The sequence below is a fragment of the Streptomyces mexicanus genome (assembly GCF_902506575.1).
GTDB lineage: Bacteria > Actinomycetota > Actinomycetes > Streptomycetales > Streptomycetaceae > Streptomyces > Streptomyces mexicanus.
On sequence record NZ_LR732544.1, the window covers coordinates 6,498,233 to 6,512,768 of the forward strand.

General features: G+C 69.2%; 11 protein-coding genes and 1 pseudogene. 5 read left to right on the forward strand and 7 right to left on the reverse strand.

Annotated elements, in window-relative coordinates; translation table 11 throughout:
• The first annotated feature begins 106 nt into the window (after positions 1 to 106).
• The 3 genes from GV126_RS29040 to GV126_RS29050 all read left to right on the forward strand — a co-directional run bounded on the left by GV126_RS29040 (position 107) and on the right by GV126_RS29050 (position 3,877).
• Positions 107 to 310, forward strand: a complete 204-nt coding sequence (locus tag GV126_RS29040; RefSeq protein WP_028423304.1) for a cold-shock protein — start codon at positions 107 to 109, stop codon at positions 308 to 310.
• Between the two features lie 87 nt (positions 311 to 397).
• Entirely contained in the window at positions 398 to 2,092 is a 1,695-nt protein-coding gene (locus GV126_RS29045; RefSeq protein WP_159672296.1) for a DEAD/DEAH box helicase, read from the forward strand.
• 573 nt (positions 2,093 to 2,665) lie between these two features.
• Positions 2,666 to 3,877, forward strand: a complete 1,212-nt coding sequence (locus GV126_RS29050) for a L,D-transpeptidase (protein ID WP_236570153.1) — start codon at positions 2,666 to 2,668, stop codon at positions 3,875 to 3,877.
• 46 nt (positions 3,878 to 3,923) lie between these two features.
• Here GV126_RS29050 and GV126_RS29055 read toward each other — a convergent pair whose 3' ends face one another.
• On the reverse strand, positions 3,924 to 4,529 hold the full coding sequence (locus tag GV126_RS29055) for an MmyB family transcriptional regulator (protein WP_328707355.1): 606 nt from the start codon (positions 4,527 to 4,529) through the stop codon (positions 3,924 to 3,926).
• A gap of 10 nt (positions 4,530 to 4,539) precedes the next feature.
• On the opposite strand from GV126_RS29055, the gene GV126_RS29060 reads away from it, so the two are divergent.
• Entirely contained in the window at positions 4,540 to 4,725 is a 186-nt protein-coding gene (locus GV126_RS29060; protein WP_185946863.1) for a hypothetical protein, read from the forward strand.
• A gap of 98 nt (positions 4,726 to 4,823) precedes the next feature.
• Here the strand turns inward: GV126_RS29060 and GV126_RS29065 are convergent, their stop codons facing one another.
• The 6 genes and pseudogenes from GV126_RS29065 to GV126_RS29090 form a co-directional block, all read right to left on the reverse strand.
• Positions 4,824 to 5,744: an NADP-dependent oxidoreductase gene (locus GV126_RS29065; RefSeq protein WP_159672299.1), complete on the reverse strand. Its 921-nt coding sequence runs from the start codon at positions 5,742 to 5,744 to the stop codon at positions 4,824 to 4,826.
• Between the two features lie 83 nt (positions 5,745 to 5,827).
• The gene (locus GV126_RS29070; protein ID WP_159672301.1) at positions 5,828 to 6,466 is read right to left on the reverse strand and encodes an HD domain-containing protein; all 639 of its coding nucleotides are present in this window, start codon (positions 6,464 to 6,466) and stop codon (positions 5,828 to 5,830) included.
• 228 nt (positions 6,467 to 6,694) lie between these two features.
• Positions 6,695 to 7,333, reverse strand: a complete 639-nt coding sequence (locus GV126_RS29075; RefSeq protein WP_159672303.1) for a DUF305 domain-containing protein — start codon at positions 7,331 to 7,333, stop codon at positions 6,695 to 6,697.
• Positions 7,334 to 7,472: 139 nt separating this feature from the next.
• Positions 7,473 to 8,798, reverse strand: coding sequence for an LVIVD repeat-containing protein (locus tag GV126_RS29080; RefSeq protein ID WP_236570308.1), 1,326 nt, complete (start codon positions 8,796 to 8,798; stop codon positions 7,473 to 7,475).
• Between the two features lie 2,749 nt (positions 8,799 to 11,547).
• On the reverse strand, positions 11,548 to 12,315 hold the full coding sequence (locus GV126_RS29085) for a hypothetical protein (protein WP_159672307.1): 768 nt from the start codon (positions 12,313 to 12,315) through the stop codon (positions 11,548 to 11,550).
• A gap of 173 nt (positions 12,316 to 12,488) precedes the next feature.
• Positions 12,489 to 13,427 (reverse strand): annotated as a pseudogene (locus tag GV126_RS29090) (Hsp70 family protein); the annotation flags it as partial.
• Between the two features lie 116 nt (positions 13,428 to 13,543).
• Between GV126_RS29090 and GV126_RS29095 the strand changes: the two are divergent.
• Positions 13,544 to 14,420, forward strand: a protein-coding gene (locus tag GV126_RS29095; RefSeq protein ID WP_159672311.1) for an IS5 family transposase whose coding sequence is annotated in 2 segments (ribosomal slippage) — positions 13,544 to 13,738 and positions 13,740 to 14,420 — 876 coding nt in all. Because the reading frame shifts where the segments join, the coding sequence is not laid out codon by codon here.
• Positions 14,421 to 14,536: the final 116 nt, after the last annotated feature.

Sequence of the window (14,536 nt, forward strand, 5' to 3'; positions counted from 1 at the left end):
GTACCCATGAAACCTATGTGCGCCTGACCGGATTGCTTCCCTCAGGCGCATTATTTGTTTTCCGGCATTCTCCGGATGGGGCCTCTGCCTACATAAGGAGCATGTCATGGCACAGGGAACCGTGAAGTGGTTCAACGCCGAAAAGGGTTTCGGCTTCATCCAGCAGGACGGCGGCGGTCCCGACGTCTTCGCGCACTACTCGAACATCCAGACCCAGGGCTTCCGTGAGCTGCAGGAGGGCCAGCGGGTCTCCTTCGACGTCACGCAGGGCCAGAAGGGCCCGCAGGCGGAGAACATCGTCCCCGCCTGATCGCCGGACGCGTATCCGCTCGCCGGGGTCCGCACCGTCGTGGTGCGGACCCCGGTTTGTGCTGTCTCCAGGAAGGTTGTCACCTGCATGTCCCGCAGACCCCAGAAGCCGAACCGGCGCGCCTCATCCCCCCGACCGTCCGTGTCGTCGCCCAGGGAGTTCCGACTCCCGGAGAACACCACACCCGCGCTGGACCCCGTCGAGGACTTCGCCGCTCTGCATCTGCCCGAGGGCCTGCTGAAGACACTCGCCGAGCAGGGTGTGACCACCCCTTTTCCCATCCAGGCTGCCACCCTGCCCAATTCGCTGGCCGGCCGGGACCTGCTGGGCCGGGGGCGCACCGGCTCGGGCAAGACCCTCGCGTTCGGACTCGCGCTGCTGGCCCGCACGGCCGGACTGCGCGCGCAGCCCAAGGCGCCGCTCGCCCTGGTGCTGGTGCCCACCCGTGAACTCGCCCAGCAGGTGACGGACGCGCTCACCCCCTACGCGACGGCGGTGGGCCTCCGGCTGACCACCGTGGTCGGCGGGCTGTCCCTCACCAAGCAGGCCGCTGCGCTGCGGCGGGGCGCCGAAGTGGTCGTGGCCAGCCCCGGTCGCCTCAACGACCTCGTGGAGCGCGGCGACTGCGTCCTCGACAGCGTGCGCATCACGGTGCTGGACGAGGCCGACCAGATGACCGACATGGGTTTCCTGCCGCAGATCACCAAGCTGATCCAGCAGGTGCGGCCGGACGGACAGCGGATGCTGTTCTCGGCCACCTTGGACCACAACATCGACCGTCTGGTGCAGCGGTTCCTGTCCGACCCCGTGGTGCACTCCGTGGACCCGTCCGCGGGGGCGGTCAGCACCATGGAGCACCACGTCTTCCACCTCCTGGACGAGACCGACAAGAGGGCCGTCACCACGCGGATCGCGGCCCGCGACGGCCGGGTCATCCTCTTCCTGGACACCAAGAGGTCCGCCGACCGGCTGGCCAAGCGGCTCCTGGCGGCCGGTGTCCGCGCGGCGGCCCTGCACGGCGGCCGCTCCCAGCCGCAGCGCAACCGCACCCTGGAACAGTTCAAGAACGGCCAGGTCACTGCCCTGGTGGCGACGAACGTCGCGGCGCGCGGCATCCACATCGACAACCTCGACCTCGTCGTCAACGTCGATCCCCCCACGGACCACAAGGACTACCTCCACCGCGGCGGTCGCACGGCCCGCGCCGGGGACTCCGGCAGCGTGGTCACGCTCGTGCTGCCCGAACAGAAGCGGGACGTCACCCGGCTCATGTCGGCCGCGGGTATCCGCCCCGTCACGGCCCGCGTCACGTCCAGTGACACCCACCTGGCCACCGTCACGGGCGCCCGTGAGCCTTCCGGGGTGCCCGTCACCATCGAGGTCCCCCAGCCGGCCGCACCGGAGGCTCCCCGCCGGGCCCGCTCCGCTGAGCCCGGCGGACGGTCCGGCCGCCGCCGCAGGGGCGGCGCGGCGGCCGGCCGTGGCGCCGGAACGGCGGGAGGACGGGGCGCGGAACGCCGGTCCACGACAGGAACGGCAGCGGCGAACGGCTCCTCCGCGACCGGCGACCGCGCTCCGGCACGCCGTGCGGGCACCCGGGGCACGACGGAGGCCACGGCGGCGACCGGCACGCCCTCCGGCAGGGCCACGCGCGGCTCCGGCCGGCAGACGGCCCGCGGCTCCGGTCAGCAGACGGCGCGCGGCGGAGCCACGGGCGGCGCCGCCCGTACCGGCGGCCGGGACTCGGACCGCCGAGGCGGCCCCCGGGCTTCCGCCGGCTAGCGTCGCCGCGCGACTGCGGCCACGGGCGGTGGCGGTCACCGCGGCCGCGGCCACGCATGTACCGGTCGCCGCGCCCCGCACCGTGGACCGACCGGCGGCCGGCCACGACCGGCATGCCCGGTCCGGGGCGGGCGGGGCGCGGGAACGTCACGACCGCGTGCCCTCGTGCCCTCCTGTCCTCGCCTCACGGCGGACGCCGCGACGATGGCTACGACGCCGGCGGCCATGCCGGAGTGTGGCCGCGCGTGCGAGGGCGGATCGCCGCGCCGAGCGGAACGTGAGGAACTGCTGCGCCGGTGGGTGGGCTAGCGGCTGCCACGGCTCCGACTGCACTGCGACTGTGCCTGCTCGGCCCCTGTCCGTACCTGTGCCGGCGGGTGCGATCGGCGGCGTCGGCTGGAACGCCGCCGCGTTGCGTGGCCCTCGCCACAGTTCGTCCGATTCGGGATGGATGAACGCCTATATGAGGTTTGAATGCTGTTGGTAGTCCTGTGGCGGTCAGCCCCAGGATTCGACGTACCAGTGGCATGGGAGAAGCGTTTGATCACGGCACGTACACGACGCACCGGGCTGATGGCCGGAGCTGGGGCCCTCGGCGGCGTTCTGGCACTCACCGCCCTCAGCGGTACCAGTAGTGCCGCCACCGGCGACACGAGCGGCACCGGCACCCGCCCGGCAGCGCAGGCGCCTGCGGCCAAGGCGCCCGCCCAGGACACATCGGATGCCCGGATAAAGATCACGCCCGGGCAGGGTGCCTACGGCGTCGGGATCAACGCCCCCGTCGAGGTGACCGTCAGCGACGGCAAGCTCACCAAGGTGACCATGACCGCCGTCGCGACCGGTACCGAGGTCCGGGGCACCCTGTCCGCGGACGGCACCTCCTGGCAGCCGACCGGCCCTCTGCAGCGGGCCACCAAGTACCAGATCGCCGCGGAGGCCCAGGACGCCCAGGGCCGCGCCACCGACGCGAACGCCACGATCACCACGGTCTCCCCGGCCAACGACTTCATCGGCCACGTCTCCCCCGAGAACGGCTCGACCGTCGGCGTGGGCATGCCGGTGTCGGTCACCTTCGCCAAGGCGATCGGTGACAAGGCCGCCGTGGAGTCGGAGTTCCAGGTCAGCTCCAGCAGCGGCCAGCAGGTCGTCGGCCACTGGTTCAACGATCACCGCCTGGACTTCCGCCCCCGCACCTACTGGAAGGCCGGCTCCACCGTCACCGTGAAGATGACCCTGCACGGCGTCCAGAAGACGGTCACCTTCACGATCGGCCGGAGCCAGATCAGCACGGTCGACGCCAAGACCAAGCAGATGACCGTCGTACGGGACGGCAAGACGATCAGGACCATCCCGATCTCGTCCGGCAGCGAGGAGCACCCGACCTACAACGGCCGGATGGTCATCTCCGAGAAGTTCCAGCAGACCCGCATGAACGCGGCGACGGTCGGTCTGACGAACAAGGACGGCACGCCGTCCTACAACATCGCGGCCGTGCCGCACGCCATGCGCCTGACCGACTCGGGCACGTTCATCCACGGCAACTACTGGGGCGCGCCGTCCGTCTTCGGCAACGTCAACACCAGCCACGGTTGCGTAGGCCTGCGGGACGTCAGGGGCGGTGGCGACGCCGAACAGCCCGCCGCGTGGTTCTTCGACAACTCGATGACCGGTGACGTCGTGATCGTCAAGAACTCCGCGGACAAGACCACGCTGGCGCCGGACAACGGCCTCAGCGACTGGAACATGCCGTGGAGCCAGTGGGTCGCGGGCAGCGCGACCCACTGACACCGCACGGCCTGACACCGTACGGCGCACTCGGGGTCGGCGGCGGCTACGGGGCGGTGGCGACGGACGGACGCGGGACGAGCGGCTCGGTGACCGGCTCCTCCGGGCCGCCCGCGGACGCCACCGCCTCCCACCGGCCGGGCGCGGGCTCCAGCCGGAGCATCGCCTGCTCCTCCGCGATGCCGGGAGCCGCCTGGTAGACCACCATCCGCTGGCCGCCCGTCCGGGCCCGGCGCATCACCTCGTACGTCAGGGTGCATCCGGCCGACGTTCGGATGGCGGTACGACTTCTGCCGCCGCCGCGCTCACAGACGTCGTACCGCTCCCAGAGCCGTGCGAAATCCTTGGACTTCAACAGCAGCTCGCCCACCAGCGCCGTCAGTTCGGGGTCGGCCGGGTCGGCCCCGGCGATCGCCCGCAGATGGGCCACCGAGTGCGCGACCGTCTCCTCCCACGGCGCGTACAGCGTCCGGCCCACCGGGTGGAGAAAGAGGTACCGGGTCAGATTGCGCTGCTCCTCCGGCCAGTCCCACAGCCCCGGCAGCAGTCGCCGGCCCGGTGGGTTGGCGGCCAGCACGCGGTTGTGGCGGCTCACCACGTAGGCGGGCAGCGACGAGGAACGACCACCCGCGCCGCGCGCGCCCACCCCCACGGTCGCGCCCGTGGGCGCACCCAGCCCGACACCGGCGGCACCACGCGCGACCGCGGCCAAGGCCCTCTTCGGCACCCTGCTGGTCAGCGCGGGCGGCGGCTTCTCGCTCCCGGGCATGCGTCTCGGTCTCCTCGCCGTCGCCGCCGTCCTGGTCGTCACCGCCGCTCTCACCCGCTTCCTGCTGCGGCGCGACTGAGACGCTGCGGTGGCCGCCATAGTGCCGAAGCGCGCCGCCCAGATCGATGCCTCGCCCTGCGCCTGTCCCGCCTGTCCGGGCCGGCCGCGTCCTCGGCGTCAGTCCTCCGCGACCCGGATGATCGTCCTGCCGGCGACGCGCCGCTCCGGAGTGAAGGCGGCGACCGCCTCGTCCAGCGGTCGCACCGCGCCGACCCGCACCTGGAGCCGGCCCTCCCGGACCCGCCGGGCGAGGTCGGCAAGGCGCACGCGGTCGGGTTCCACGACGAAGAAGACCGCCCGTCCGTCGGCGGGCCGGACAGTGGGCGGCCGGGTGATCGTGACGAGTGTGCCGCCGGCCCGTACGAGTGCGGCCGAGCGGTCGAGGACGTCACCGCCGATCACGTCGAACACCACGTCGACCTCGCCGGCGTCCTCCAGCCGGTCGGCTTCCAGGTCCAGGAAGGCATGCGCGCCCAGCGCGAGGGCAGTGTCCCGGTCGGCGGCCCGGCCGGTGCCGATCACGCGGGCTCCCACCTGGTGCGCGAGCTGCACGGCGATCGAGCCGACGCCGCCGGCGGCGCCATGGATCAGGACGGTCTGGCCCGCCGCGATCCGGGCGTGGTCGAACAGGCCCTGCCAGGCCGTCAGTCCGGAGATCGGCAGCGCGGCCGCCACGGTGTGGTCGATGTCGGCGGGCAGCGGCGCGAGATTGCGGGCCTCCACGGCGACGTACTCGGCCAGAGAGCCGTTGCGGGTCCAGTCGGTCAGTCCGAAGACCCGCTGGCCGATGGTGAGACCGGTGGGTCCGTACCCCAGTTCCGTCACGACGCCGGAGACCTCGTGTCCGGGCACGCTGGGGGTGCGATCACGCCCCGCGCGGTCGGACCAGGTACCGGGCCAGTCCAGTTCTCCACGGGTGAAGCCGGCCGCGTGCACCCGCACCACCACGTCGTTCTCGGCGGCGTGGGGAGGGGGCAGCTCGCTCAGGGTCAGCCCGCTGACACCTGCCTGTCGGTCCTTGGCGACGATGGCTCGCACGACGATTCCTCTCTCTGGCTGGTCTCTGGTCTCCGGCTCCGGCTGGTGTCCTTGCAGGCGGAGCCGGTCCTCCGTCCCCCGGGTCACTTCGGCCAGGGGGCGTCGAGAACGCGTTCCACCATGCTGGTGCGACGGAAACCGGGGACGAATTCCTCGAGGACGTCGGCGTTGACGGTCCCGTAGGTGGTGTCGGGACGGTCCTTGAGCCCCTCGACGAACAGCTGCAGGAATTCCTTCTTGAAATCCCCGCGGGGATGCGCGGCGACGATGTCGTCCACCTGGCCGGGATCCAGCCGGTCCAGCCCCCAGCCGACCGCGTCGGTCAGCACGCCGTAGTGCGTGGCGGCCGCCTCCGCGCCCATCCGGCCGGGAATTCCCGGCGTCGTGTGGAGTGCGACGGCAGCCCAGACCACGTCGGCCGAGTTCTCCGGGAATCCGCGGTCGAGCAGGAACTTGCGCGCGTGGTCGGCGCCGTCCAGCTCGAAACGCTGCTCCGTGTCGGAGAACGGGGTCAAAAGGCCGGTGTCGTGGAACATCGCGGAGAGGTAGAGCAGCTCCGGATCGGGTTCGAGGCCGAGTGCTCGTGCGTGCAGGGTGCCGAAGAGGAAAACCCTCCGGGAGTGATGGAAGAGGAGGGGCCCGGTCGTTTCCTGCAGGACGTGCGTGGCGTCCGCCACGGCCGTCGTACGGGGAATGTCCACCCCTGCGATGGTGTCGGTCATGATGTGGGCGCTTTCCGGTGCGTGGAGCCGAGCGGCCGAGGGCATCTCCCTCACCTTCAACGGTGCCGACCGCGTCATGCTCGGCGCCACCCGGCTCCGGCCGTGAACCACCTGGATACGGACATCCGCCATCCGCCGGCCGTCGGTGGCCCGGTAGGCCCCCGGGAGAGGGGCCGTCTTGAACCCGGCGGCACGAGGCCCCGGGTCAGGCCGTGCCCACGCCGTGGGTCAGGACGTCTGCGTCCTGTCGTCCAGCATCTTCTGCATCATCTGGACCTGGGCGTACTGGGTGGCCAGCATGTCGGTCGCCCACGTCTGTATCGTCTCGTCGGTCCCGTTGGTGAGCACCTCCGTCAGCATGCCGATCGCGCCGTTGTGGTGCTTGCTCATCAGCCGCAGGTACTGCACGTCGAAGGCGTTGCCCGTGGCCGCGCTCAACCGGTCGAGCTCCTCGGGGGTGGCCATCCCCATCATCTCGACCATCATCGGATCCCGCAGCATCTCCTCGTACGACTGCTGGGGGTCCGTCTTCTCCAGGCCGTTCCACTCCTGCCAGGACTGCATCATGTAGATCTCGAGGCCCTGCTCGACGTCGATCCGGTTGGCGAGCGCACGCACATCGCTGTCACTGGACCGCGACGGGGCCAGCCGGCTGAGGATGAGCGCCTGCTGGTGATGCGGGATCATCATGGCGACGAAGTCGGCATCGGCGTTGTTCGACTCGACCTGCGGGTTCGTCGACGCCGGGGCGGAGTCGGCCGCCGCGGCCACGGGTGTCTGCCCAGCCTCCGCGTCGGCGGACGTGGTTGCGGCGCCGAGCAGGCAGGCTGCTGTCAGCAGCGCACTTGCAACTCTGCGGTACCTCATGTGTGCCCCTGTTCCCTTCTGCCTCGCCGCGCGGCGCCCCTGGGAGCCGCCCACGCGGCGGGCCGAACGTGTGGCTTGCTGCATGTGCGGGTACGGTGCGGCCCCGGCGGACGTGCCGCCCGCCGGGGCATGGGCGGAATCAGGGCTTGTAGCTGTACTGGGTCTGCGCGTTCATGAAGTCCAGCCGGACCCGGTGGGCACTGTTCGGCGCTCCGGTGAGCTGGAGCACGTCCAGGCCCTTGGTGATGTCACTGGAGTAGATGCGGCCGTTGTACCAGTACGCCGACCAGGAGCCGCCGAGTTGCAAGGTCTCCTTGGACAGCGGGCCGCGCTCGAAGTAGCCGATCTCCTTCGGGTGGTCGGGGTCGGTGAAGTCGATGACCGACACGCCGCCCTGGTACCAGGCCTGCACCATCATGTCGCGGTGCTTGGCCGGGATGAGCGAGCCGTTGTGGGCGACGCAGTTCTCCGTCTGCTGCTGCATGCGCGGAATCTTGAAGTAGCTGCGGAACACCAGCCGACGGTTGTCGCCCTCGCCCTTGATGTCGTAGATGGCGTCGGCCCCGCGGTTCGGCCCGATCTGCTCGTTGCAGGTCGGCGCGCTGCCGCCCCCGAGCTCATCGGTGAAGACGACGCGGTTCCCGTCGTTCGTGAACGTCGCCGAGTGCCAGAAGGCGAAGTTCGCGTCGGTGGCGCTGGTGATCACGTACGGCTTGGTGGGATCCGAGATGTCGATCAGAGCACCTTCGCCCATGCAGGCGCCGGCGGCAAGATCCTTCTCGGGGAAGACCGTGATGTCGTGGCAGCCCGCGGTGGCGCCTGCGCCGCCGTCGGGGAAGAGCACGGGCGTGGCGACCACGGACGCGGAGTCCGGGTCGTCCAGGGGAACCTCGACGATCGAGATCGAGTCGTGCGGAGGCTGGCAGTGGGGGAACGCCGGGGACGGGCCGTACGACGAGATGTAGAGGTAGGCCGTGTCTTTGCCGTCAGCGGGAACGTACGTGTGCGTGTGGGAACCGCAGTCGGTCCGAACCGACTTCACGTACGTGGGGTTGCGCTTGTCGCTGATGTCGAAGATGCGGATGCCTTCCCAGGCGTTCGGGTTGGCCGCGTTGGAGTTCGTGCTCGCACAGGACGGATCCGACTGCGGAGTGTCGACCGACACGAACAGCAGCTTGCCGTCCTCGGAGACGGTGGGGTCGCCCTGGCCGCCGTTGCACGCCGTCTGAGAGACGATCTCCGGCTTCTTGGGGTTCTTGATGTCGTAGATCGTGAACCCGGCGTAGGTGCCCTGAATGGCGTAGTCGCCGTAGAACGCCAGGTCGCTGTGCGTGGCATTGGCGAGCGGACCCTGCCTCGGTACGTTCGCCAGAGGCTTGATGTTCGCACTGTGCGATATTTCGTCGACGCCGAGGTCACGGTCTTGAGCAGTGGACGGGCCGGCCACCCCGAAGGACGTGACCACGAGTACGCCGGCGAGTACCGCCGCCTTGAGTGCGCGGCGCGCTCTTCGCGCGAGTGTCGAGCCTTGCAACGCAGGGCCTCCTGTCACAGTGCGTCACGGACCCATGCAATATAGTAGGCTTGTCATGATCACATCTAGTCATGCTCATGACATACGCGCGCAACTCGCGCCTCCTGCCTACAGGTTGACACGACCGGCGGCGCGGAACCGGGAAAGCCGCAGCTCACCCTTCCCGAGCAGCTGGGCCGGGGTCCGGCGAGTGGCGACGATGTCGTCGGCGGCCGTGTACGAGTCCGCGTTCCCGGGCCGGAGGAGGGCTCCCACCGCGGCGCCGGCATCGCCCGGACCGTGGCCCGGCGAAACCCGTCAGAGGGTGGCAGCAGATGCGGCGGCTGCCAGCGCGTCCCTACCCCGGGGCTCAGCTGATGACGTTGCGAGTTTGCGCGGGACAGCCGCCGGACGTCAGGCCAAGAAGCTCAGCCGCACCTGACGGTTCGGGTTGTCCTTGTTGGTGTCCACCAAACTCCGTCAAGGCACCCCAATGATACCGAGTCATCACAAGAGATCGATCATGGCCTGGCGGGGTCGAGAGGGCCCGGAAGGGCTCAGCCGCGACGTTAGCGGCGGCCTGTCAACCAGAGCGGACATATCAGGCATACCGGATGAGGCCGATCATCGCTGCACGGTCGTGAGGCTCGTTCGCTATTGTCCCAGTTGGCTTCCCGTCCACAACATGGACTGTGGGAGGACCTAGGCGGACAGCAGGGGGATGCGGTGTGCTGAGCGAGAACGACGTCCTGAGCGCTGTACGGCAACATGTCCAGGAGCAAGCGGGAACGTCCAAACTGAGACCGCCGGACACGGTAGAGATCACCTGGCTCTCCCTCCTGGAGGGTGAGACCGTGCGATGCATCGAGACCCGGGAGGAAAGCCAGCAGGAGCACTACGGCTCCATCGATCTGTCGAACCGGCCGGTGTACGACGTCCTGAGCAAATACCACGTGGCGCCACCGAAAAGCCCAGAAGAAAGACTCACGCTGAAGCTGGTGCGACGCGGAACGCGGGCTGATAAGTCGTGTTCGTGCAGCAACGGCAAGGTGCCCTGTCCCCGCTGCAGCGGCCGGGGCGATCTTCCCTGTGAGGAGCTGATGATCTGCCCGGCCTGCCGCGGTGTGGACTCCTGTCTGCGCTGCGACGGCACCGGAAACAAGATCCGGCAGCTCCCCGAGGACCGCAGCCCGGTAGACGAACGTGGTCTGTGCCGACGCTGCGGGGAGCGGGACGCCGCATGTGCCACCTGCCATGGCAGGCGCCGTGTCACCTGCTCCCAGTGCGGCGGCAGAGGACAGCGCAGCTGCCCCGACTGTAACCACACCGGAACACAGGACCACACAGAATGCAGAGGCGCCGGCCGAATCGTGACGTGGACTGAGGGCACCATCTCCCGGGCGCCGAAAAAGGACACGGTGCGGGAGCCTGAGACAGGCGTGCCAAATCGGGTTCGCAAAGCAGCTCGTGAAAGTGGCCACTGGCACCCGATGCATCTGAACGACGACCACCCCGTGCCCGCAGACGTAACGAGCGAGTTCCGCCGCGCCGTACAACCGTACCTGACACCGGCCAAAGGTGAGATCGCGCGGCAGGCCACGTTCAAGCACCTGAAACTGGCCCGCGCAGTAGCACCGCAGCACCCGCACCGTGTCTACTACGTCGTACCGACGACCAGTTCACCCAGAGTGGTCGTCCTGTCCTCGCCACAGCGTCTCCGGCGGATCGCCGCAGTGGTTCTCGGAGCCCTCGTGGTACTGATCACGCTCGTACGACTGTTGTCGTAACCCTTGCATGAGCAAGCGCCGGCCAAGGTGTGCGCCGCGAAAGCGCTGACACCGTCAAGCAGACCCGCGCATGCTGAGCGCCCGGTACCCCGTCGTGATTCTGGCCATCTCGTCTGCTTCCTTGCCTTCCGCCTTATCGGGCGAGGACGTCGAGCCCGGTACGACATCCGTCGATGGGTCGTCAGGGCCAAGCGCTTGCTCACGGGTAGGTGACGACGAACCGCCAGTGGGGCGGCTGGTGCGCCGAGCGCGCCGATCTTCGCGTGGGATCGGTTACGACCCGCTGTCCCGTGGAGGGATTCTCTCAGCGTCCTTGGCAGGGCAGACGCTACGGTGCGAGGGCGTGTCCTTGCTCGTGTCGCTGCCTGATTTCCAGCGGGGTGAGGTAGCCCCAGTGAGGGTGGTTTCCGCAGCCGCCTGCGGTTGTAGAAGGTCTCGTTGAAGGCAAAGATCTCAACGCGGTCGGTGGCCCGGTCGGGCCAGCGGCGGGTGCCGATCTCTTCCTTCAGCACCGCGAAGAAGGACTCGGCGGTGTTGTCGAAGCAGGACCCCGTGTGTCCCATGCTCTGTCGCAGCCCCAGCCTGCACAGTTCACGGCGGAGTTCCTTGGATGTGTGCTCGCTGCCGCGGTCGGAGTGTGCGATGCAGCCGGGCCGGAGCCGGCCGCGGCCGGCGGCCATCGCCAGCGCGTCGACGACCAGGCTCGCCCGGTGGGGTCGGCCATCAAGTAGCCGACGATCTCGCGAGTGGCCTGGTCGCCAGGTAGAGCCAGCCCTAGTCGGTGGAGATGAACGTGATGTCGCCGGCCAACCGCGTGCCGGGCTCAGAGGCGGTGAAGTCGCGGCCGAGCAGGTCGGCCGCAGGCACAGCCCTCTTCGCCGGACGGGTCAGGCCCCGGCGCCTGCGCCGGCTCGTCACGCCATCTTCCGTGGATGCACGGTCTTGCGCTCCGGGGGGCTGAACTCGTCCAGCGCCCGGCGCACGTCCTGATAGAGGTCGGTGATGCGGGACTTGGCCGCGTCTGCGCCCGCGAAGTCCCCTCGGCGCACGGCTTCCGTCAGTCCGTCGCCGGCCTGCTGGATGCGCTGTTGGAGCGCGGCGTTCACTCCGTTGTGCGAGGCGAAACTCAGGGCGTTCATTACCCGGAACAAGTCCGTACCGAGCCGGTGCCGAATGCTCATCACCTCATCAGCGATTTTGTGCCCGCGCTCGAAGTCTGCAGCCTGACGCGCCACTTCGATGTCGGTGCGGTGACGCCGCATCGCTTCCAGATCCTCCTGGGGCATCAGGTCGGCCACGTGCTCCGGGTAGCGGTACGAGAGGGCCGAAGCCCAGCGGATGTTCTGCTGACGTTCCAGCAGTACATCCGCCTCGTCTAGGAGCGTGTCCAAGGAGCGTCCGGGTGCCTCGCCCCGGACAACCTGCTCCAGCACGGTCGCCGTCTCGGCCAGGACCGCCTTCTCCGCCTGCGTGAGCTCGTGGCGCCAGTCGGGCAGGAACTTCTGGAACCGATCGTGTGCCTCCCGCGCCCGCCGGCGGAATTCCGGGGGGCATCGGGTTGCGCCGAAAGGCGGCTGCACTGAACGAGGCCCCGTCGAGCCGGGTCTCCACATGGATCGACCGGTCGTGGTCGAGTGCGCGGCGATGGTGAGCACCTTCGTACCCGCGGTTCCGTCAATCATCTCGTATAGGGCGACACCGCAGAGGTCGTTGCGGTCGGCGGGCTGGAGGTCACCTTCGTGCGAGAGCGATCTCCAGCATGTCCCCCGGGTTGGCGGTGACCTGGAAATCGTGCCGGACGGGCTGTTCCGTGGGGTAGCGGGTGTTTGCCTCGATCAGTATTTCCAATGTGCCGTCACTTGTGCGGACGCCGATGGGGCGGGGCGTCACGTCGGACGGTGCGGCGACAGGCAGTTCCGCATCGCAATAGGAGCACGAAGCAAGGCCCGGCTGATTCACGAGCGCGCACTTCGGACACTTCAGGCCGCCGCCACCGCGCAGCTCGGCTCCGCACAGCTCGCACTCCAGCACCTTGGGGTCGTTCCCCTCCGCGCACTCTCCGCAGACAACCGGGGGTGGCGTCGGCCGTTCCGCGGCGAGCCCGGTGAGGTCGGAGGCGCAGACGGGACACTCCCCCGTGCCCTCGGGAGCGGGCGTGGCACGTCGGGCACTCCACCGTCGGGGCGCCCACCAGCGGGACGGCGCACTCGGGGCACGCGCCAGCGTCCAGAGAGCACGCCGCGCGGCATCCGGGGCATTCCAGTTCCTGGACGAGCGCCGACTGGACGGCCGCGCCCAGTGCTACGCACGTCATGGGGTCCACGTTCATGCGTAGCTTCTCGCGGCCGAAGACCTCCGCCAGCCGCTCCCGCACTAGCGGGATGGCGCTCGATCCGCCCACTAGGAGGACCTGGTCCATGTCCTCCGGGCGCAGCGATGCCCCGGCCACGGTGCTCAGGGTCAGACGGACGGTCTCCTCGATCCTGTCAGAGATGAGAGCCTCGAACTCCTTGCGGTCCACGGTCTCCGAGACGACCACGCCGGAAGCACCGAGTGGCGAGACGATCACCTCGGTCGAGGACTCCGCCGACAGCTTGATCTTGGCGCGCTCCGTCGCCTTGCGGATCTTCGCGGCGTCGCCCGGCAGCGCTTCGTACTCGGCATCGCGCGCTTCGAGGAGCTCCTGGAGGCGACCGGCCAGACAGCTGTCGAAGTCCGTACCGCCGAGCAGGTTGTCGCCGCCGACGCCGAGCACGTCCAGCACGCCCGGCATCAGGGTGAGGATGGAGACGTCGAAGGTGCCCCCCCAGGTCGTAGACGAGGACGGTTGCGGGGTCCTCTTCCACTACCCGTCCGAGGCCGTAGGCCGTGTATCGAAAGTGGATCTTGAGCGCTGGATGATCACGGTTCATGGGTCGAGGAGATCTTACGGACGAGCAGTGGGCGGTGTTGGAGCCGTTGCTGCCGAAAGGAACGAAGGCGGGGCGGCCGCCGGTCTGGCCGCGACGGCGGCTGATCGACGGCATACGGTTTCGGGTCCGGACCGGTGTTCCGTGGCGGGACGTGCCTGTCGAGTATGGGCCGTGGGACCGGGTCTACGAATCTGTTCCGCCGATGGCAGCGAGACGGCACCTGGCACGGCATCCTGACCCGACCCCAGTCCCTGGCCGATGTGCAGGGTGCGATCACGTGGGACCTGGACGTCGACTCCACGGTCTGTCGCGCCCATCAGCATGCGGCCGGGGCCCGTAAGCAGGGCGGCCTGCGAAAGGAACCACCGGGCGGCATCTTCACTGAGCCCCGTGATCACGGGCTGGGCCGCTCGCGCGGTGGGTTCACCACCAAGCTGCATCTCGCCGTCGAGCAGGGCGAAAAACCCATGTCGATCGTGGTGACGGCAGGACAGCACGGAGACGCGCCGCAGTTCGAACCCGTGCTGGAAAAGGTCCGCGTGCCCCGCATCGGGCCGGGCCGACCACGCGTCCGCCCCGACCGCGTCCGGGCCGACAAGGCATATGCCTCCCGAAAGAACCGCGCCTACCTCCGCCGGCGCGGGATCCGCTGCACCATCCCCGGCAAGGCCGACCAGGCGCGCAACCGCAGGAAGCGAGGCTCTCACGGTGGCCGGCCACCGCATTTCGACCCGGTCGATTACCGCGAGCGTCATGCGGTCGAGTGCGGGATCAACCGCCTCAAGAGACACCGCGCCGTCGCCACCCGGTACGACAAACTCGCGGTCCGCTACGAGGCCACTGTCCTCGTAGCGGCCATCAACGAGTGGCTGTGATCGGCACGCTTCGCCCGCGGCAGTTCAGAGATCGATGCCCAAGCCGGCCAGGAGCTCCTGGAACAGATCCTCCACGAACGGATCGGACCGCTTCGACAGGACATCGGCGATCGCCT

Bases quoted from the DNA above. Each gene is read 5' to 3' on its own strand.
- GV126_RS29045 (WP_159672296.1), top strand. From the start codon at position 398: ATGTCCCGCAGACCCCAGAAGCCGAACCGGCGCGCCTCATCCCCCCGA.
- GV126_RS29070 (WP_159672301.1), bottom strand. From the start codon at position 6,466: ATGACCGACACCATCGCAGGGGTGGACATTCCCCGTACGACGGCCGTG.
- GV126_RS29050 (WP_236570153.1), top strand. From the start codon at position 2,666: ATGGCCGGAGCTGGGGCCCTCGGCGGCGTTCTGGCACTCACCGCCCTC.
- GV126_RS29040 (WP_028423304.1), top strand. From the start codon at position 107: ATGGCACAGGGAACCGTGAAGTGGTTCAACGCCGAAAAGGGTTTCGGC.
- GV126_RS29075 (WP_159672303.1), bottom strand. From the start codon at position 7,333: ATGAGGTACCGCAGAGTTGCAAGTGCGCTGCTGACAGCAGCCTGCCTG.
- GV126_RS29085 (WP_159672307.1), bottom strand. From the start codon at position 12,315: ATGATTGACGGAACCGCGGGTACGAAGGTGCTCACCATCGCCGCGCAC.